The organism is Nonomuraea sp. NPDC050328, from assembly GCF_044459405.1.
GTDB lineage: Bacteria > Actinomycetota > Actinomycetes > Streptosporangiales > Streptosporangiaceae > Nonomuraea.
The window spans coordinates 350851-369254 of the sequence record NZ_JBITIW010000005.1 but is presented as its reverse complement, the minus strand read 5'-3'; the positions used below and the strand labels follow the sequence as shown (position 1 = coordinate 369254).

Genomic DNA, 18404 nt, shown 5'->3' with positions numbered 1-18404 from the left:
CTCCCCGCCCGGGGAGGCTCCCTTTCGTATGTCCCCTAGTCGGCGCGGCGGAACTGCGCGACCGCGATGCCGAGCAGGGCGGCGCCGATGAGCGCCACCAGGCCGAGCTCAAGCCCGACCGGCACCTGCCAGCCGAACCACTGCACGCCCGGGTTGAGCACCGCCTCGGCCTGCGCCGGCACGTCGATGCTGCCGAAGACGGCCTGCCGCATCGGGTCCACGGCGTAGGTGAGCGGGTTGACCGTGGTCAGCACGTGCAGCCACGAGGGCAGGTTGGCCAGCGGGAACATCGCCCCGGACAGGAACATCATCGGCATGATGGCCATCTGCATCAGGCCGAAGAAGGTCTGCATGTTCTTCATCCGCGCCGCCACCGTCACGCCGAAGGCGGTGATGGTGAAGGCCGCCAGGAACATCTCGCCCAGCAGCGTCAGCATCAACCCCGGCGAGTACGGCACGCCGACCAGCCCCGCCATGGCCAGGATGACGATGCCCTGCCCGACGGCGACGATCGCCCCGCCCAGGCACTTGCCGACGACGATGGCCCCGCGCGAGACCGGCGCGACGAGCATCTCGCGCAGGAAGCCGAACTCCCGGTCCCACACGATCGAGCCGGCCGAGAACATCGCGGTCATGATGACCGTCATCGAGATCATGCCGGGGTACATGAAGGTGCGGTAGTCCACGCCCGGGATGGATCCCTGCACCAGCGTGCCGAGCCCGGTGCCCATGACGAACAGCCACAGCACCGGCTGCAGCAGCATCGACGCCATCCGGGTGCGGTCGTTGACGAAGCGGAGCATCTCCCGGTGCAGCACGACCTTGATCGCCCGCAGGTCGTGCGCCATGCTGCGATCCTGGACCCGGATCGCGACCGTTTCCGCGCTCATCGGCGCACCATCGCTTTCACCCACTCGTTGCCGGTGCCCGACTCCGCGTCGCGGATGGTCGAGCCGGTGTAGTTCATGAAGACGTCGTCGAGCGAGGGCCGCGACACGCTCACCGACTTGATCGGCAGGCCCAGCTCGGCGAAGAGGCGGGGCACGAACTCCTCGCCGGAGGCGACGGCGAAGGTGACCGCGCCCTCGTGCATCGCGGCGTCCAGGCCGAAGCGCTCGCGCAGGGCCCGGATCGCCGACTCGTCGTCGCCGGTGTGGATCTGCACGCGGTCCTTGCCCACGCTGGCCTTGAGCGCCTCGGGGGAGTCGATCACCACGATCTCGCCGTGGTCGATGATGGCGATCCGGTCGCAGTGCTCGGCCTCGTCCATGTAGTGCGTGGTCATGAAGATGGTGATGTCCTCGCGGTGGCGCAGCTTGTTGATGTAGCCCCAGATCGCCGAGCGGGTCTGCGGGTCGAGGCCGACCGTGGGCTCGTCGAGGAAGAGCACGCGGGGGGAGTGCAGCAGGCCGCGGGCGATCTCCAGGCGGCGTTTCATGCCGCCGGAGAAGGTCATCACCTTGGCGTCCTTGCGGTCCCAGAGCGCGACCATCTCCATGACCTGGCGGATGCGGTCGGCGACCAGGGTCTTCGGCACGCCGTACAGCTCGGCGTGGAAGCGGAGGTTCTGCTCGGCGGTGAGGTAGGTGTCGAGGGTCGGGTCCTGGAAGACCAGGCCGATGTTGGCCCTGACCTGGTCGCGCCGGCGGACCACGTCGTAGCCGGCCACCTCGGCGCGGCCGCCGGTGGGGTGGACCAGGGTGCAGAGCATGCTGATGGTGGTGGTCTTGCCGGCGCCGTTGGGGCCGAGGAAGCCGAAGACCTCGCCGGGGCGGACCTCGAAGCTGACCCCTTTGACGGCTTCGACCTTCCCGTAGGACTTCTTCAGGTCGTGGACGGCGACCGCCGCGTCCGTGTTCATGCGTCCTCCGCGAGGATCTTGAAGACCGCCTTGCGGGTCTCCTTCAACAGGGTCTTGGCCTGGGCCAGCCGGGGGGCGCCCGCGGTGCGGGCCAGGTGCAGGACGGCCTCGTTGAGCTGGCCCAGGAGCAGGTGCAGCTCGTGCCGGTCGGCCGGGACGCTGCGGGCGACCTCGTCCCACGGCGGGTCCTGCTCGTCGCGGGCGGCCGACTCCGCGCGGCCTCGCTCGGTGAGCCGGTACAGCCGGCTGCCGCCGGACTCGCCGGAGGTGACGAGCTCCTCGTCCTCCAGTTGCTGCAGGGCCGGGTAGACCGAGCCGGGGCTGGGCCGCCAGACGCCGCGGCTGCGCTCCTGGATCTCCTGGATCATCTGGTAGCCGTTCTTGTCCCCTTCGGCCAGCAGGCTCAGGAGGGCGGCGCGCACGTCGCCCCGGCGCACGGTGGGCGGATAGGGGGGATGGGACATCTCTCCTCCAACTATCGAGATACGTTAACGATATATCTAGATAGTTGGCACAACAAGGCCTTTCACGGCCTCCGCCGGGATGTTAGTGGGCGTTAACTACGGCTTCGAGCGCGGCCCGGGCCATCGTGTGCAGCAGCCGGCGCATCGCGGCCGGCGCGAGCTCGCCCGCGCTGTGCGGGGTGGAGTTGAGCAGCCCGAACACCGCGTGCGTGGCCGCGCGCAGCCTCGGCGGCGGGCAGTCCGGCCGCAGCTCGGCCAGGACCGTCACCCACTCCTCGACGTACAGCCGCTGCAGCCGGCGGATCTGCCGCCGCGGCCGCTCGGGCAGGTTGCCCAGCTCGCGGTCGTGCAGCACGATCAGCGCGGGCTGTTCGAGGGCGAAGGTGATGTGCGCGTCCAGCAGCGCGTCCAGCGCCTCCTCGGGCGAGCGCGCGGCGGTCACCACGGCCGCGCCGCCCTCGCGCAGGCTGGAGCTGATGCCCAGCAGCATCTCGGTGAGCAGCGCCTCCTTGCCGGCGAAGTGCCGGTAGATGGCCGGGCCCGACACGCCTGCCGCGCCGCCGATCTCCTCGATCGAGGCGCCGTGGTAGCCGCGCGCGGCGAACAGGGTGGCCGCGGCGCGCAGGATCTCATCACGCCGATTGCGGGTAGGGGTGCTCACATCTCACATAGTAGACGGCTACGTTAATGGTGACTAACATTCCGCCCATGAGTGACTGGCCCGTGCTGAAGTCGGTGACCGGCGATCCCGACGTCTTCCAGCGCAACGCCGAGGCCAACACGGCCCTCGCCGCCGAGCTGCGCGCCAAGCTGGCCGCCGCCGCGCGCGGCGGCCCCGACCGGTCGCGCGAGCGCCACGTCGCCCGGGGCAAACTGCTGCCCCGCGACCGGGTCGACGGCCTGCTCGACCCCGGCTCCCGCTTCCTGGAGCTGTCGCCCCTGGCCGCCGAGGGCCTCTACGACGGCCAGGCGCCGGCCGCCGGCATCATCACCGGCGTCGGCCGCGTCTCCGGCCGCGAGTGCGTGATCGTCGCCAACGACGCCACGGTCAAGGGCGGCACGTACTACCCGATGACCGTCAAGAAGCACCTGCGCGCGCAGGAGGTGGCCCTGCACAACCACCTGCCCTGCGTCTACCTGGTCGACTCCGGCGGCGCCTTCCTGCCCAAGCAGGACGAGGTCTTCCCCGACCGCGAGCACTTCGGGCGCATCTTCTACAACCAGGCGACCATGTCCGCGCGCGGCATCCCGCAGATCGCGGCGGTCCTCGGCTCGTGCACGGCCGGCGGCGCGTACGTCCCCGCGATGAGCGACGAGGCGGTGATCGTGCGCAACCAGGGCACGATCTTCCTCGGCGGCCCGCCGCTGGTGAAGGCGGCCACCGGCGAGGAGGTCACCGCCGAGGAACTGGGCGGCGGCGACCTGCACGCGCGGGTCAGCGGCGTCACCGACCACCTCGCCGAGGACGACGCCCACGCGCTGGCCATCGTGCGCGACATCGTCTCCACGCTCGCCCCGCGCACCGCCACGCCGTGGACGCGGGCCGTACCGGAAGAGCCGCTGCACGACGCGCGCGACCTGTACGGGATCGTGCCCTCCGACACGCGCACGCCGTACGACGTGCGCGAGGTGATCGCGCGGATCGTGGACGGCTCGCGCTTCCTGGAGTTCAAGCAGGAGTACGGCACGACGCTGGTCACCGGCTTCGCGCACATCCACGGCCACCCGGTCGGGATCGTGGCCAACAACGGCATCCTGTTCGCCGAGTCGGCGCTGAAGGGCGCGCACTTCATCGAGCTGTGCGACCGGCGGCAGATCCCGCTGGTGTTCCTGCAGAACATCTCCGGCTTCATGGTCGGGCGCGCCTACGAGGCGGGCGGCATCGCTAAGCACGGCGCGAAGATGGTCACCGCGGTCTCCTGCGCGCGGGTGCCCAAGCTGACCGTGATCATCGGCGGCTCGTTCGGCGCGGGCAACTACGCGATGGCCGGGCGGGCCTACTCGCCGCGCTTCCTGTGGATGTGGCCGAACGCCCGCATCTCGGTCATGGGCGGGGAGCAGGCGGCCAACGTGCTCACCACGGTGGGCGACGCCGACCCCGAGGCGATCCGCGCGCAGTACGAGCACCAGGGCAACCCCTACTACTCCACCGCCCGGCTGTGGGACGACGGGGTGATCGACCCGGTCGACACCCGTACCGTCCTGGGCCTGGCGCTCTCCGCGACGGCCAACGCGCCGCTGGAGCCGCTCGGCTACGGCGTCTTCCGGATGTGAGGCACCATGTTCGACACCGTACTGATCGCCAACCGGGGCGAGATCGCCGTCCGGATCCTGCGCACGTTGCGGCGGCTGGGCATCGCCTCGGTCGCCGTGCACGTCGCGGGCGACACCGACCACTGCGCTGAGGCCGACACCGCCCACCAGATCCCGAAATATCTGGACATCGAGGCGATCCTCGCGGTCGCCCGCGCCTCCGGCGCCCAGGCCGTCCACCCCGGCTACGGCTTCCTGGCGGAGAACGCCGAGTTCGCCCGCCGCTGCGCCGAGGAGGGCCTGGTCTTCATCGGCCCGCCGGCCGGCGCGATCGAGGCCATGGGCGACAAGATTCGCGCCAAGCAGACCGTCGCCGCCGCCGGCGTCCCGGTCGTGCCCGGCGCCGCCGAGCCCGGCGACGACCTGGCGGCCTGGACCGAGTTCCCGGCGCTGATCAAGCCGTCGGCGGGCGGCGGCGGCAAGGGCATGGTGCTGGTCCGCTCCGCCGCCGAGCTGCCCGCCGCCCTGGAGTCGGCCCGCCGTACGGCTGCCGCCGCCTTCGGGGACGGCACGCTGCTCATCGAGCGCTTCGTCGAGCGGCCCCGGCACATCGAGATCCAGGTCATGGCCGACACCCACGGCGACGTCGTGCACCTGGGCGAACGCGAGTGCAGCCTGCAACGCCGGCACCAGAAGATCATCGAAGAGGCGCCGTCGCCGTTCGTCACCCCCGAGATGCGCGCCGAGATGGGCGCCGCCGCCGTCGAGGCGGCCCGGTCGGTCGGCTACGTCGGCGCGGGCACGGTCGAGTTCATCGTGGACGGCACCACCGGGTCCTACCACTTCATGGAGATGAACACCCGGCTCCAGGTCGAGCACCCGGTCACCGAGCTGGTCACCGGGCTCGACCTCGTCGAACTGCAGCTCCGCGCGGCGGCCGGCGAGCGGCTCGGCCTCGACCAGGACCGGATCGCGCTGCGCGGGCACGCGGTCGAGGCCCGGGTCTACGCCGAGGACCCCGCGCGCGGCTTCCTGCCCACCGGCGGGCGCGTGCTGCTGCTGCGCGAGCCCGGCGGCGACGTGCGGGTCGACTCCGGCCTGCGCGAAGGCGGGCACGTCGGCAGCTCCTTCGACCCGATGCTCTCCAAGGTCATCGTCTGGGCCGAGGACCGCGAAGCGGCCCTGCGCGCGCTCGACCGGGCCCTCGGCGAGACGGTGATCCTCGGGCTGACCACCAACATCCCCTTCCTGCGGGCGCTCACCCGCCACCCCGACGTGCGGGCCGGGCGGCTGGACACCGGCCTGGTCGAGCGGGCCCTGCCCGAGCTCACCGGGCCCGGCGAGCACGACCCGGCCGTACTGGCCGCCGCCGGGCTCGCCTTCCAGGCCGCGCTGCCGCGAGGCGGCGACCCGTGGGAGATCAACGACGGCTGGCGGATGGGCGAGCGCGCCTGGACCGCCTGGAAGCTGGAGTCGCGCGACGGCGTGCACACCGTGCGGGTGCGCGAGGGCGAGGTCTGGGCCGACGGGGCCGACGCGGTGGAGGGTACGGCCGGCCGTACCGGATCGGTGTTGTCGGTCACCCTGGACGGCCGGACGCGCACCTACGCCCTCGCCCAGGACGGCGAGACGCTGTGGCTCGGCCGCGACGGGGCGGCCTGGCCGTACACGCGGCACCGCATCGGCGACCCGGGCGACCGGCCCGGCGCCGGAGGCGGCGGCGACGGCGTGGTCAGGAGCCCCATGCCCGGCACGGTCCTGCTGGTCAAGGCCCAGCCCGGCGACCAGGTGGAACAGGGCCAGGCGCTGGTCGTGGTGGAGGCCATGAAGATGGAGCACACCGTCACCGCGCCCGCCGCCGGCGTGGTGCGCGAACTGCCGGTCAAACCCGGCCAGGCGGTCGACATGGACGCGGTGCTCGCCGTGGTGGAGGCGTCATGACCGGCGACGTGACCATCTACGAGGTCGGGCCGCGCGACGGGCTGCAGAACGAGAAGGCCGTCGTCCCGGTCGAGGTCAAGGCCGAGTTCCTGGCCCGGCTGGCCGACGCGGGACACCAGGTGATCGAGGCGACCAGCTTCGTGCACCCCAAGTGGGTGCCCCAGCTCGCCGACGCCGAGGACCTGCTCACCCGGATGGAGCGACGCCCCGGCGTCCGCTATCCCGTGCTCGTCCCGAACGAGCGCGGCCTCGACCGCGCCCTGGCGCACGGCGTCACCGAGATCGCCGTCTTCGCCAGCGCGACCGAGACCTTCGCCCAGCGCAACCTCAACCGCAGCCTGGACAGCCAGTTCGAGATGTTCGAGCCGGTCGTCGCCCGCGCCCTGGCCAACGGCCTGCGCGTCCGCGCCTACGTCTCGATGATCTTCGCCGACCCGTGGGAGGGCGCCACCCCGGTCAGCCAGGTCGTCCGCGTCGGCGAACGCCTGCTCGACCTGGGCTGCTACCAGCTCTCCCTCGGCGACACCATCGGCGTCGGCACCCCCGGCCAGGTCACCGAGCTCATCACCGCCTTCGGCGACCCCGGCCGGCTCGCCGTGCACTTCCACGACACCTACGGGCAGGCCCTCGCCAACACCCTGGCCGCCCTGCAGGCCGGCGTCACCACCGTGGACGCCTCCACCGGCGGCATCGGCGGCTGCCCCTACGCCGAGTCGGCCACCGGCAACCTCGCCACCGAGGACCTGGTGTGGATGCTCCACGGCATGGGCGTCTCCACCGGCCTCGACCTCGACACGCTCATCGCCACCAGCACCTGGCTCGCGGGACTCCTCGGCCGACCCAGCCCCTCCCGCGTCGTCCAAGCTCTCTCCGGAAGGTGACACCCATGCTCAACGACGAGTACGAAGAGCTTCGCAAGACCGTCGAGGCCTTCTCCCGCGAGGTGGTCGCCCCCGTCATCGGCGACTACTACGAGCGCGAGGAGTTCCCCTACGACATCGTCCGCCAGATGGGCGCCATGGGGCTGTTCGGCCTGCCCATCCCCGAGGAGCACGGCGGCATGGGCGGCGACTACTTCGCCCTCTGCCTGGCCCTGGAGGAACTCGCCCGGGTCGACTCCAGCGTCTCCATCACCCTGGAGGCCGCCGTCTCGCTGGGCGCGATGCCCATCTACCGTTTCGGTACGGCGGAGCAGCGCGCCGAATGGCTGCCGCGCCTGGCCTCCGGCGAGATGCTCGGCGCCTTCGGCCTCACCGAGCCCGGCGGCGGCACCGACGTGCCCGGCGGCATGCGCACCACCGCCGTGCTCGACGGCGGCGAATGGGTGATCAACGGGACCAAGGCCTTCATCACCAACTCCGGCACCGACATCACCGGAGTCGTCGGCGTCGCCGCGCTCACCGGCGAGCGCGAGATCTCCACCATCCTCGTGCCCAGCGGGACGCCCGGGTTCACGGTGTCGAAGAAGTACTCCAAGGTCGGCTGGAACGCCTCCGACACCCGGGAGCTGTCCTTCTCCGACGTCCGCGTGCCCGCCGCCAACCTGCTCGGCGAGCGTGGCCGTGGCTACGCGCAGTTCCTCCAGACCCTCGACGAGGGCCGCGTCGCCATCGCCGCCCTCAGCGTGGGGCTGGCGCAGGGGTGCGTGGACGAGTGCGTCAAGTACGTCCGCGAGCGGCATGCCTTCGGGCACCCGATCGGGCACTACCAGGCCATGCAGTTCAAGATCGCCGACATGGAGGCGCGGGCGCACACCGCCCGCCTGGGTTACTACCACGCCGCCGAGCTCCTCCTGGCCGGGCGGCCCTTCAAGAAGGAAGCGGCCATCGCCAAGCTGGTCGCGTCCAACGCGGCGATGGACAACGCGCGGGACGCCACGCAGATCTTCGGCGGGTACGGGTTCATGAACGAGTTCCCGGTGGGGCGGTTCTACCGGGACGCCAAGATCTTGGAGATCGGGGAGGGGACGAGCGAGGTGCAGCGCATGCTCATCGCCCGCCAACTCGGCCTCGGCGACCTCTGACCCGTGGCCCTCGCCCCTTCGCCCTTCCTTCGGGCTCGGGCAGCGCCTGGTGGGGGGCCGCCTCCGGCGTCCCCCCACACCCCCCTTTACGAGGCGCCTCCCGGCCCCTCGCGCTCCCCGGGTGTTGGGCGGAGCTCCTGGGCGGGTGTTGAGCGGGCCGTTGGCGGCCTGGACCCGGATGTGAGATCGCCGTCCGCCCAGATTGCCGGCACGCTGTCGGTTTCCCGTTCGACCGGAGGACTGAGCCGTGCCTGATCGGCCGGAGATTGTCTGCATCTGCGGCTCCACCCGGTTCGTGGACGAGATGCGGGCGGCGAATCGTGAGCTGACCCTCGCCGGGGTCATCGTCCTGGCGCCCGGCGAGGCGGGCGAGGTGGTCACCGGCGAGCAGAAGGCCGTGCTGGACGCCCTCCACCTGCGCAAGATCGACCTGGCTGACCGGGTTCTGGTCGTCAACCCCGGTGGGTACATCGGCGAGTCCACGAGCAACGAGGTCGCCTATGCCCGCGCCACCGGCAAGCCGGTCACGTTCACCGATCCCGTCTGAAGGGGGCTAGGCGTCGTCGCCGGCGCGCAGGGAGTGGATCATGCTCTGCAGGAGGCGGAAGGCGCTCGAGCGTTCGGCTTCGGTCAGGCCGGCCAGCATTCTGTCCTCGACCGAGCGGACTGCCACCGAGGCCTGCTCCAGGCTTTGTCGGCCCAGAGAGGTGAGCTGGGTGGGGAGGGCCTTTCCGACGGGGGGCTCTGCGGCGCGGGTGACGTAGCCCTCGCGTTCCAGGGCTTGGAGCAGCACGTTCATGGACTGGCGGGTGACGAAGGCGCCTCGGGCGAGCTCGGAGTTGGACAGGCCCGGTCGCTGAGCCAGCAGTTCGAGGCAGGAGTAGCGCGTCACGCTCAGGCCGAGGGGGCGCAGGACGTCCTCCATGGCGGTGCGCAGGGCGCTCGAGGCCTCTTTGAGCAGGTAGCCGAGGGACGTCTCAAGGTCGATGCCGCCGTCGCGTTGACTCATGTCAACATTCTGACATAGGTTGGGTTGTGTCAGGAAGCTGACACGAACCCGAGGAGTAGCCATGCCTGTCACCGGTCCCGACTTCATCTCGCTGCAAGTGCGTGATCTCGACGCTTCGCAGGCGTTCTACGAGGAGTACCTGGGTCTTGTGCGGTCGCCGGCCGGGCCGCCGCATGCTGTCGTCTTCGAGACGAAGCCGATCGCGTTCGCGCTGCGGGACGTCGTTCCCGGCACCGATCTCGCGGCCGTCGACCAGCCGGGGATCGGGGCCGCGATCTGGCTGCATGCCACGGACGTGCAGGCCATTCACGACGCGCTGGTCGACGGTGGGCACACCGTCGTCTCGTCGCCTGTCGACGGGCCGTTCGGGCGGACCTTCACGTTCGCCGACCCGGACGGCTACCGGATCACCCTGCACGATCGCGGCTGATCGGGCCTCGGGCGGAGCGGGCGGGGGACCGTACGCTGGGGGCTGAGGACAGGAGGGTGCGGTGGCTGAGACCGCGGTGGGTGAGGTGCTGGCCGAGCTGGCGGCGCTGGAGGACCCCAGGGCACGCGAGGTGAACCAGCGGCACGGGGATGACCACGGGGTGAACCTGGGCAAGCTGCGGGCGCTCGCCAAGCGGCTGAAGACGCAGCAGGAGCTGGCGGTGGAGCTCTGGAGGACGGGCGACACCGCGGCTCGGCTGCTGGCGTTGCTGATCTGCCGGCCGAAGGCGTTCGGTCGCGAGGAACTGGACGCGATGCTGCGTGAGGCGCGGACGCCGAAGGTCCACGACTGGCTCGTCAACTATGTGGTGAAGAAGGGGCCGCACGCCGAGGAGCTGCGGGTGGCGTGGCTGGGGGACCCGGATCCGGTGGTGGCCAGTGCCGGGTGGGCGCTGACGAGCGAGCGGGTGGCGAAGCGGCCCGAAGGGCTCGACCTGGCCGAGCTGCTGGACGTCATCGAGGCGGAGATGAAGGGGGCGCCGGATCGGCTGCAGTGGGCGATGAACGCCTGCCTGGCGCAGATCGGGATCGACCACGCCGGGCATCGGGCCCGGGCCTTGGAGATCGGGGAGCGGTTGGAGGTGCTCAAGGATTATCCGACCCCGCCGGGATGCACCTCGCCGTACGCGCCGGTGTGGATCGGGGAGATGGTGCGCAGGCGGGAGGCGTAAGCGGCCGGGCGCTCGGGGACGCGGCGGTGGGGGTGGTGATCTAGGGTGGACGGTTATGACCTCCGAGGATCTGACCGTCAGAAGGGCCGCCGCCGGGGACGCGGCGGAGATCTTCGCGCTGGCGCGGGAGTTCGGGCTGACCTTCCGGCCTGAGCGGGAGGCGTTCGACGCGGCGTTGCCGCAGATCCTGGCCAACCCGGACGCGCTGCTGCTGGCGGCGGTGGCCGAGGGGCGGGTGCAGGGGTACCTGCTGGGGTTCGTGCACCTCACGCTGTTCGCCAACGGGCCGGTGGCCTGGGTGGAGGAGGCGATGGTGCAGACGGGGGCGCGGCGGCAGGGGATCGGGCGGGCGCTGCTGGTGGAGTTCGAGGCCTGGGCGCGCTCGCGGGAGGCCGGATACGTGGCGATGGCGACGCGGCGGGCACCAGAGTTCTACAAAGCACTCGGATACGAACAAGCCGCAACTTTCTACCGCAAAGTACTCAGGTGACGTTCTGTCGGCGGGGCCTGGCATCCTGGGGGGCGTGAAGGAGCAAGTCAACGCCGTCGTGGGGTCAGCGTGAGCGTCCACACCGTCAGCCCGCTGTTCGTCGGGCGCGTCAAGGAGCTGTCCGCGCTGGAGCGGGCGCTCGACGGGGCGCGTGCCGGGTCGTCGTCGATCGTGCTGGTCGGGGGCGAGGCCGGGGTGGGCAAGACCCGGCTGATCAAGGAGTTCACCGCGCGGGCCGACGGGTTTCGGGTGCTCGTCGGCGGCTGCCTGGAGCTGGGCACGGAAGGCCTGCCGTACGCACCCTTCACCGCGGTACTGCGCGCGCTCGTGCGCGAGCTGGGGCGCGAGGCGGTGACCGCGCTGGTCACCGGGGGCACGCAGGGGCTGGCCCGGCTGCTGCCGGAGTTCGGGGAGCCGGGCAGCGACGGGGCCGAGGCGCGGGCGCGGCTGTTCGAGCAGGTGCTCGGGCTGCTCGAACGGCTGGCCGAGGAGGCGCCGCTGGCCCTGGTGGTGGAGGACGCGCACTGGGCCGACCGCTCGACCCGCGACCTGCTCTCGTTCCTGGTGCGGTACCTGCGGCCCGACACACGGCTGGTCATCGTGGTGACCTACCGCTCCGACGAACTGCACCGCACCCACCCGCTGCGGCCGTTGCTGGCCGAGCTCGGGCGGGTGGCGTGGGTGTCGCGGCTGGAGCTGCGCCGGCTGACCCGGCGCGAGGTGGTGGAGCAGGCGGTCGGCATCCTGGAGCGCAAGCCGTCCAAGGCCGCGATCGACCTGATCTACTCGCGCAGCGAGGGCAACCCGCTGTTCGTGGAGGCCCTGCTCAACGAGGCGAGCGGCGGCGAGGCGCTGCCGGAGTCGCTGCGCGACCTGCTGCTGGCCAGCGTGCAACGGCTGCCGGACGAGACGCAGGAGCTGCTGCGGGTGGCCAGCGCGGGCGGCGCGCGGATCGAGCACGACCTGCTCGCCGTCGTCGCCGGGCTCGACGACGCGGCCTTCTCGGCCGCGCTGCGCCCGGCCGTCGCGGGCAACGTGCTGGTCGTCGACGGGGAGGGGTACGCCTTCCGGCACGCGCTCATCCGTGAGGCGCTGCACGAGGACCTGCTGCCCGGCGAGCGGACCCGCCTGCACACCCGGTTCGCCGAGGCGCTCGACCGCGACCTGTCGATCCTGCCCGCCCCGCGCGGCGCGATCGAGCTCGCCCACCACTGGCACGCCGCGCACGACACCACCTGGGCGCTGATCAGCGCCTGGCACGCCGCCGCGGCGGCCCGCGCGTCCGCCGCCTACGACGAGCAGCTCGGCATGCTCTCGCGCGTGCTGGAACTGTGGGACCAGGTGCCGGACGCCGCAGAACGCATCGGCGCCGACCACATCGACGTGCTGCGCGACGCCGTGGTCGTGTCGCGGCTGACAGGGGAGTCCGAGCGCGGCATCGCGCTGGCCACCGCCGCGCTGGCCGAGAACCCCGAGCCCGAGCGGGCCTCGCGGTTGCTGACCTACCGCGGGCTGATGCGCGACGAGCTGGGCCGGGCCGGCGCGCGCGACGACCTGCGGGCGGGCGCCGCGCTGGTCCCCGCCGGGCGGCCGAGCCGGCTGCGGGCCCGGGCCCTGCACAGCCTGGCCGCCACGCTCAACACCCCCGACGTGCGGCAGGAGAAGCTCGCCGTCACGCGGGAGGCGATCGAGATCGCCCACCAGGTGGGCGACCGGGTCACCGAGGCGAACGCGCTGGTCACGCTCACCTGGACCGAGACCCGCTACGCCGACGTCGACGCCCACCTCGACGGGTTCCACCGGGCCAGCCGGCTGGCCCGGGAGGCGGGGGCGGAGTATGCGGTGATGCGCAGCTTCATCTCCGAGTCCGACGTGCTCGAAGGCGCCGGGCGGCACGACGACGCCGCGCGGGTCGCCCGCCAGGGCGTCGCCGACGCCGAGGCGCACGGGCTCGCCCGGGCGTCGGGCACCTTCCTGGCGATCAACCTGGCCGAGCCGCTCGTCTCGCTCGGGCGCTGGGACGAGGCGCTGGAGGTGATCGAGCACGCGCTCGACCTCGCCCCGCCCGCGCCCACCCAGGCCAGCCTGCAAGGGTGGATCACCGACATCGCGCTCGCGCGAGGCGACCTGGCTCGGGCGGAGTCGCACTTCCTGGCCGCTCGGAGGGTGTTCTCGCGGGGGAGCTTCCGAGATCAGACGGTGTTGCCGCACGCGCGGCGGGAGTTCGCGCTGGCGGCGGCTCGGGGGGAGCTGGACGTGGCGCTGGCGGTGGCGTCCCGGGCGGTGCGGGAGCTCGATCCGGAGGACAGCCCCCGGTATGCGTGGCCGATGCTGGTGGAGTTCGGGTGGCTGCCTGAGGCTTTGCCGGAGGAGGTACTGGCGCTGGGGCGGCGGTTGTCGGTGGACGGGGCCTCGCAGGAGGCGCAACGGCTCACCTTCTTCGCCCAGACGGGGCTGACCGCGGTGGACGGCGCCGCGTTTCCGGAGGGGCGGGTGGCGGTCTGGGGGGCGGCTGCGGCTGCTTGGCGGGGGCTCGGCGTGCCGTACGGCGAGGCGCGGGCGTTGCTCGGTGGGGTGAAGGCCGCCCTGGCCGCTCGTTCTGGTGGGTCCGGGGCCGGGCGGGTGGAGTCGGCGGAGGCGGCCAAGGAGCTGGGGGAGCAGCTTGAGGCGGCCCGGGGGCTGGCCGTTCGGCTGGGAGCCAAGCCGTTGGTGAGCGAGATCGACGCGGTGGCTCGGAAGGCTCGCCTGGCCGTGGGTGGCGGGGCTTCGGCCGGCCAGGAGCTTCGAGGGGAGCAGGATCAGCGGGCTGGGCTGACGGCTCGGGAGCTGGAGGTGCTGCAGCTTCTCACCGAGGGGAGCAGTAACCGGGAGATCGGGGCGCGGCTGTTCATCTCGGTCAAGACGGTGAGCGTGCATGTCTCGAACATCCTGGCCAAGCTGGGGGTGGCGTCCCGCGGGGAGGCGGCGGCGACCGCGCACAAGCTCGGGTTGTTCGAGGAGACCGCTGGGTGAGGGGCCGCCCGGTGCAGCCCCGGCGAGCTCGCCGGGGCGTGGGCAGGCGGGCCTACGGGGAGACGCGATCCGTAGGTGGTCACCGGTTAGTGGGGAGGTCAGCCGGTTGGTGGGGAGGTCAGCCGGTTAGCTGGGCCTCCAGGCGGTAGCCGTCGACCGTGACGTAGACCTGGTCGCCGGGGCGGGCGTTGAGTTTCATGAGCACCGGCTGGAGGGAGTCGAAGACCGGCTGGCGGTCGCCCGGCCAGACGAGGACGACGGCGTTGTTGCCCGGGCCGGTGACCGACAGCAGGGTCCCGGGACGCATGCCGAGCTGGGCCGCGTACCCCTCGGGGACGGTGACGGGGCCGCCGCGCAGGTGCTCGGGGGTGACGTCGATGCGCTGCCAGCGGCGCGGGTCGGAGGTCGGGCTGGACGGCGGCGCCATGGAGGGCCCTCCGGGTCCCGCCATACCGGCCAGGCCCGCGGCGACCCGGTCGGAGACGCCGGACAGGCCGCCGAAGCCGCCGTTGAGGCCGGGCATGGGGGAACGGTCGGGCACGCCACCGGGGTGACCGAGCGGCAGGCCGCCCGGGTTGCGCTCGGGCAGGCCGCCGGGGTGGGCGCCGGAGGTGCGCTGCGGGAGACCGTTCGCGCCGCTCGGGACGTGCTCGGGCGAGCCGCCCGGGACCCGCTCGGGCAGACCACCCGGGTTGCGCTCGGGTAGGCCGCCGGGGGTACGGTCGCCGGGGCCGCCGAAGGCACCGGCGGGACGGCCGCCGGACAGGGCCGAGAGGGTGGCCAGCGCGGCGCTGGGGTCGATGCCGGGCGCCTGCGGGATGGGCTGGCCGCCGCGGTGGTGGTGGCCGTTGGCCCCGGGCGTACGGCGGGGCAGGCTCTGGGGCGCCTCGGGCCCGGCGGCGAACTCGGCGTCGCTGTCCTGCGGCAACGCCTCCAGCCAGGCCGTGGCGGAGTGCAGCCGGATCCCGAGCTCGCCCAGGAGCTCGGCGGGGTCGGCGTCACGCGGGGCGGCGGCCAGCAGGCGGCGGGTGCGCTGCTGGAGCCCGCGCAGGTCGCCGACGACGAGCCAGCCGTCCTGGAAGCGGCGGTCGGGCATGAGGGTGACCAGCACCCGCCACAGCGGGGTACGCAGGGAGGGCACGATCACCGGGTGCTCGGGGTCGGCGCCGATGAGCTGCTCCTCGGTGGCGGCGGCGCCGAGCCATTCGGTGAGGCGGAACATGTGCCCGGTGACCGGGGCGGACTCCGAGGAGCGCAGCCACAGCAGGACGCGTTCCTCGGCGGTGCGCTGGGCCAGGGAGAGGGAGTCGCGGTCGACGAGGGTGCGGTGGGCCAGCTCGCGCAGGCTGACCGGGTCCTCGGCGAAGAGGCGGTGGACGGCGACGGCCAGTTCGAGGCGGTCGAAGGACTGGAAGAGGCCGTCGACGACGCGGGTCATGACGTGTTCGGGCTTGAGGGCGGGCGGGGCCGACGGGTCGGCGGGCTCGCCGGCCTCATCCCCCGAACCAGCGGAAGTGGCGGGGTCGGCCGAGCCGGCGGCGACCGGACCGCCGGGAGCGCCTGCCGGGGCGGGCGCGCCGAACGGCGTGGGCGGCGCCTCGGCGGGAGCGGCGGTTCCGAAGGCGGCGGGCGTGAAGGCCGAGGACGCCGCGGAGGCGGGGCGGGAGGCAGCGGAACCGGGATCGGCCAGGCGGGGGCCGGCGGAGGCCGCGTCGGCGAGGCGGCCGGCGGAGTCGCCGAGGCGAGAGCCGGCGGCGGCCGGTTGCCGGGAGGTGGTGTCGAGACGGTTGAGCACCTCGCGGAAGAGCGCCCCGATGACCGGCTCGGCCGTGCCCGCCAGGTCACCCGCGCTGAGCCGTTTGAGCCGGTTCCAGCCCCCCATGCCGGTGATCGCCGACCGGACGGGCTCGGCCCACCCGGTCAGGCCGGGGTCGACGTGATGCACCTGCAGCGCCGGGAAGACGTCGGCGAGCGGCAGATGGTCCCAGCGCTGGGCGGCGAGCCGCGCCAAGCGCTCGCCCATCCAGTCCACGCCGGTGGCGGCCAGCGCGCGCGTCAGGGACAGGGTGCTCCACCAGCCGGCCGGAAGCCGCGGGTCGGTGAGAGCCTCGGCCACCTGCTGAGGTCGGCTCCAGCGCAAGGCCGGAACCAGGTCGCTCAGGTAGATCGATGACTCAACGTCCATTGGTGGACCGTACCCTCCCCAATGTTGCGCATGTGGCTACTGGTGCAACTTATGACGCAAGCTATCAATCGGCGTGAATAGGGTAAAGGTGCTTGGTGGCCAAACCGTACCGTGGCCGGCCGCCCACAAGGGCGACGCACTCGGCTCCGGCCTTGATCCCCTGCTCCAGAGCCTGGGGCTCGTCGGCCCCCTGCAACTTCGCTGTGAGATATCCGGCCGCGAAGGCGTCGCCCGCCCCGGTGGAGTCCACGACCGCGCCTGCCGTACCCGAAGCCGCGGCCACGGCGCGCAGTTCGCCGTCGACGGCCACGAGCGCGCCGTCGCCGCCGAGCTTGACCACCGCCGTGCCGTAGCGGCGGCTGAGCGCGAGCGCGGCACGTTCGGGGTCGGACTCGCCGGTGAGCAGGAGCGCCTCGTCCCGGTTCGGGATGATCAGCCGCGCGGCGGCGGTCTCGGAAAGGAAGCGGTCGAGGCCGAAGGCCCGCAGCGGCCCGGTCGAGGCCGGGTCGACGCTGATCGTCACGTCGCGCGAGACCGCCTCCGCCACGGCCAGCCGTACCAGATCGAGGCCGCTCGGGGTGAAGAACGTGTACGCGGACAGGTGCAGCCGCGCGACGCCGTCGAGGGCGTCGGCCCGCCAGTCGGCGGGGGAGATGCGCCCGCCCGCGCCCCGGTTGGTGAGCATGGAGCGCTCGCCGCTCGGGTCGACCATGGCGATGACGACGGCGGTGGGGTAGTCGGGGTCGGTCAGGACCAGCGGCGTGACGCCGACCTTGGTCAGCTCGCTGAGGTGCCAGTCGGCGCTGTCGTACCCGGCCCGGCCCAGCAGGCGCGCGTCGGCGCCCAGGTACGCGGCCCAGGCGGCGGTGTTGGCGCCCGAGCCGCCCGGCCGGAGCGCGATGTCGGCGTCGGTGTCGGTGCCGGAGGCGACCGGGGTGCCGTGGATGGCGACGACGTCGGTGACGATGTCGCCGATCACCAGCAGTCCCGCGGCGCCGCCCGGGCCGGTCCGGCCCGGGAGAGCGGTCGGCTGGCTCACGGCCGGGCCCAGGCCGTCGCGATCTGCGCGGCGAGCGCGGTGTTGCCGCGGACGGCGGCCAGGTTGGCCTCCAGGGAGGCGCCGGCGGTGCCGTTGACCAGGTAGCCGAGCAGGAACGGGGTGATGGCCTGGCCGGTCACGCCGTCGCGCTCGGCGGCGGCCAGCGCCTCGGACAGCACGCGGTCGTGCAGCTCGGGGTCGAGCTGCTGGTCGACCGGGACCGGGTTGGCGACCACGAGCGCGGTCTCCGGGCCGCCGAGGGCGTCCTGGCCGCGCATGATGTCGGCCGCCTCCGCGGCGGTCTCGATGCGCCAGTCCACCGGGTAGCCGGAGGAGTGCAGGTAGAAGCCGGGGAAGTCGCCGGTGCGGTAGCCGACGACGCTCACGCCGCGGGTCTCCAGGCGCTGCAGGGTGGCCGGGACGTCCAGGATCGACTTGACGCCGGCGCAGACCACGGTGAGCCGGGTGCGGGCGAGGGTGTCGAGGTCGGCTGACTCGTCCTGGTCGTCGGTCCAGCCGCGGTGCACGCCGCCCAGGCCGCCGGTGGCGAAGATCCGGATGCCGGCGCGCGCGGCCAGGAACGAGGTGGCCGAGACGGTGGTCGCGCCGCTGGCCTTGAGCGCGGCGGCGACCGGCAGGTCACGCTGGCCGAGCTTGCGCAGGCCGTCCTCCATGGCGATGCGCTCCAGCTCGACCTCGTTCAGGCCGATGCGGGGCACGCCGTCCAGGACGGCGATCGTCGCGGGTACGGCTCCCGCCGCCCGCACGACCTCCTCCAGCTCCCGGGCCACTTCGAGGTTGCGGGGCCTCGGCAGGCCGTGCGAGATGATCGTGGACTCCAGGGCCACGATCGGCCGGCCGGCCTCCAGGGCGGCGGCGACCTCGTCGGAAGGGCGAAGGATGGGGCTCTGCGTCACGTTTGTCTCGTTTCTCACTCTGCTGGAACGGCCATTTTGCTGCGGTTTGT

At 72.7% G+C, this 18404-nt stretch carries 17 protein-coding genes; 9 read left to right on the top strand and 8 right to left on the bottom strand.

All coding sequences use genetic code 11. From position 1 onward, the window contains the following. Positions 1-35: 35 nt before the first annotated feature. From ACIBG7_RS21430 to ACIBG7_RS21415, 4 genes are all read right to left on the bottom strand, one after another. A complete protein-coding gene (locus tag ACIBG7_RS21430; RefSeq protein ID WP_357920569.1) occupies positions 36-890 on the bottom strand; it encodes an ABC transporter permease in 855 nt (284 codons plus the stop codon). Further along, positions 887-1861 carry an ATP-binding cassette domain-containing protein gene (locus ACIBG7_RS21425; protein WP_397337346.1) on the bottom strand — a complete coding sequence of 325 codons (975 nt, stop codon included), beginning with the start codon at positions 1859-1861 and terminating at the stop codon, positions 887-889. Before ACIBG7_RS21425 ends, ACIBG7_RS21430 begins: the two co-directional genes overlap by 4 nt. Beyond that, on the bottom strand, positions 1858-2325 hold the full coding sequence (locus ACIBG7_RS21420) for a PadR family transcriptional regulator (protein ID WP_357920563.1): 468 nt from the start codon (positions 2323-2325) through the stop codon (positions 1858-1860). Before ACIBG7_RS21420 ends, ACIBG7_RS21425 begins: the two co-directional genes overlap by 4 nt. Before the next feature lie 82 nt (positions 2326-2407). Beyond that, the gene (locus ACIBG7_RS21415; RefSeq protein ID WP_357920560.1) at positions 2408-2986 is read right to left on the bottom strand and encodes a TetR/AcrR family transcriptional regulator; all 579 of its coding nucleotides are present in this window, start codon (positions 2984-2986) and stop codon (positions 2408-2410) included. 47 nt (positions 2987-3033) lie between these two features. Between ACIBG7_RS21415 and ACIBG7_RS21410 the strand changes: the two genes are divergently transcribed. The 5 genes from ACIBG7_RS21410 to ACIBG7_RS21390 all read left to right on the top strand — a co-directional run bounded on the left by ACIBG7_RS21410 (position 3034) and on the right by ACIBG7_RS21390 (position 9089). Next, complete coding sequence (locus tag ACIBG7_RS21410; RefSeq protein ID WP_357920557.1) at positions 3034-4599, top strand: carboxyl transferase domain-containing protein; 1566 nt, start codon at positions 3034-3036, stop codon at positions 4597-4599. A gap of 6 nt (positions 4600-4605) precedes the next feature. Beyond that, positions 4606-6519, top strand: coding sequence for a biotin carboxylase N-terminal domain-containing protein (locus tag ACIBG7_RS21405; RefSeq protein ID WP_357920554.1), 1914 nt, complete (start codon positions 4606-4608; stop codon positions 6517-6519). Further along, a complete protein-coding gene (locus ACIBG7_RS21400; RefSeq protein WP_357920551.1) occupies positions 6516-7400 on the top strand; it encodes a hydroxymethylglutaryl-CoA lyase in 885 nt (294 codons plus the stop codon). The genes ACIBG7_RS21405 and ACIBG7_RS21400 overlap by 4 nt, the downstream gene beginning before the upstream one ends. A 5-nt stretch (positions 7401-7405) precedes the next feature. Beyond that, on the top strand, positions 7406-8542 hold the full coding sequence (locus ACIBG7_RS21395) for an acyl-CoA dehydrogenase family protein (protein ID WP_357920548.1): 1137 nt from the start codon (positions 7406-7408) through the stop codon (positions 8540-8542). 247 nt (positions 8543-8789) lie between these two features. Further along, a complete protein-coding gene (locus ACIBG7_RS21390; protein ID WP_397337345.1) occupies positions 8790-9089 on the top strand; it encodes a hypothetical protein in 300 nt (99 codons plus the stop codon). 6 nt (positions 9090-9095) lie between these two features. On the opposite strand, the gene ACIBG7_RS21385 is transcribed toward ACIBG7_RS21390, so the two are convergent. Next, the gene (locus tag ACIBG7_RS21385) at positions 9096-9551 is read right to left on the bottom strand and encodes a MarR family transcriptional regulator (protein WP_357920542.1); all 456 of its coding nucleotides are present in this window, start codon (positions 9549-9551) and stop codon (positions 9096-9098) included. 61 nt (positions 9552-9612) lie between these two features. Here ACIBG7_RS21385 and ACIBG7_RS21380 point away from each other — a divergent pair, with 61 nt between their 5' ends. The 4 genes from ACIBG7_RS21380 to ACIBG7_RS21365 all read left to right on the top strand — a co-directional run bounded on the left by ACIBG7_RS21380 (position 9613) and on the right by ACIBG7_RS21365 (position 14213). Then, positions 9613-9981 (top strand): VOC family protein, encoded by a 369-nt coding sequence (locus ACIBG7_RS21380; protein ID WP_397337344.1) that lies wholly within the window; start codon positions 9613-9615, stop codon positions 9979-9981. A 61-nt stretch (positions 9982-10042) separates the two neighbouring features. After that, the gene (locus ACIBG7_RS21375) at positions 10043-10711 is read left to right on the top strand and encodes a DNA alkylation repair protein (RefSeq protein WP_397337343.1); all 669 of its coding nucleotides are present in this window, start codon (positions 10043-10045) and stop codon (positions 10709-10711) included. Between the two features lie 55 nt (positions 10712-10766). Then, on the top strand, positions 10767-11201 hold the full coding sequence (locus tag ACIBG7_RS21370; RefSeq protein ID WP_397337342.1) for a GNAT family N-acetyltransferase: 435 nt from the start codon (positions 10767-10769) through the stop codon (positions 11199-11201). 69 nt (positions 11202-11270) lie between these two features. Continuing rightward, the gene (locus ACIBG7_RS21365; protein ID WP_357920530.1) at positions 11271-14213 is read left to right on the top strand and encodes an AAA family ATPase; all 2943 of its coding nucleotides are present in this window, start codon (positions 11271-11273) and stop codon (positions 14211-14213) included. 118 nt (positions 14214-14331) lie between these two features. On the opposite strand, the gene ACIBG7_RS21360 is transcribed toward ACIBG7_RS21365, so the two are convergent. From ACIBG7_RS21360 to ACIBG7_RS21350, 3 genes are all read right to left on the bottom strand, one after another. Continuing rightward, positions 14332-16398, bottom strand: a complete 2067-nt coding sequence (locus ACIBG7_RS21360) for a hypothetical protein (protein WP_397337341.1) — start codon at positions 16396-16398, stop codon at positions 14332-14334. Between the two features lie 64 nt (positions 16399-16462). Beyond that, positions 16463-17437, bottom strand: a complete 975-nt coding sequence (locus ACIBG7_RS21355; protein WP_397337340.1) for a carbohydrate kinase family protein — start codon at positions 17435-17437, stop codon at positions 16463-16465. Further along, positions 17434-18354, bottom strand: coding sequence for a pseudouridine-5'-phosphate glycosidase (locus ACIBG7_RS21350; protein ID WP_397337339.1), 921 nt, complete (start codon positions 18352-18354; stop codon positions 17434-17436). Before ACIBG7_RS21350 ends, ACIBG7_RS21355 begins: the two co-directional genes overlap by 4 nt. Between the last annotated feature and the right edge of the window lie 50 nt (positions 18355-18404).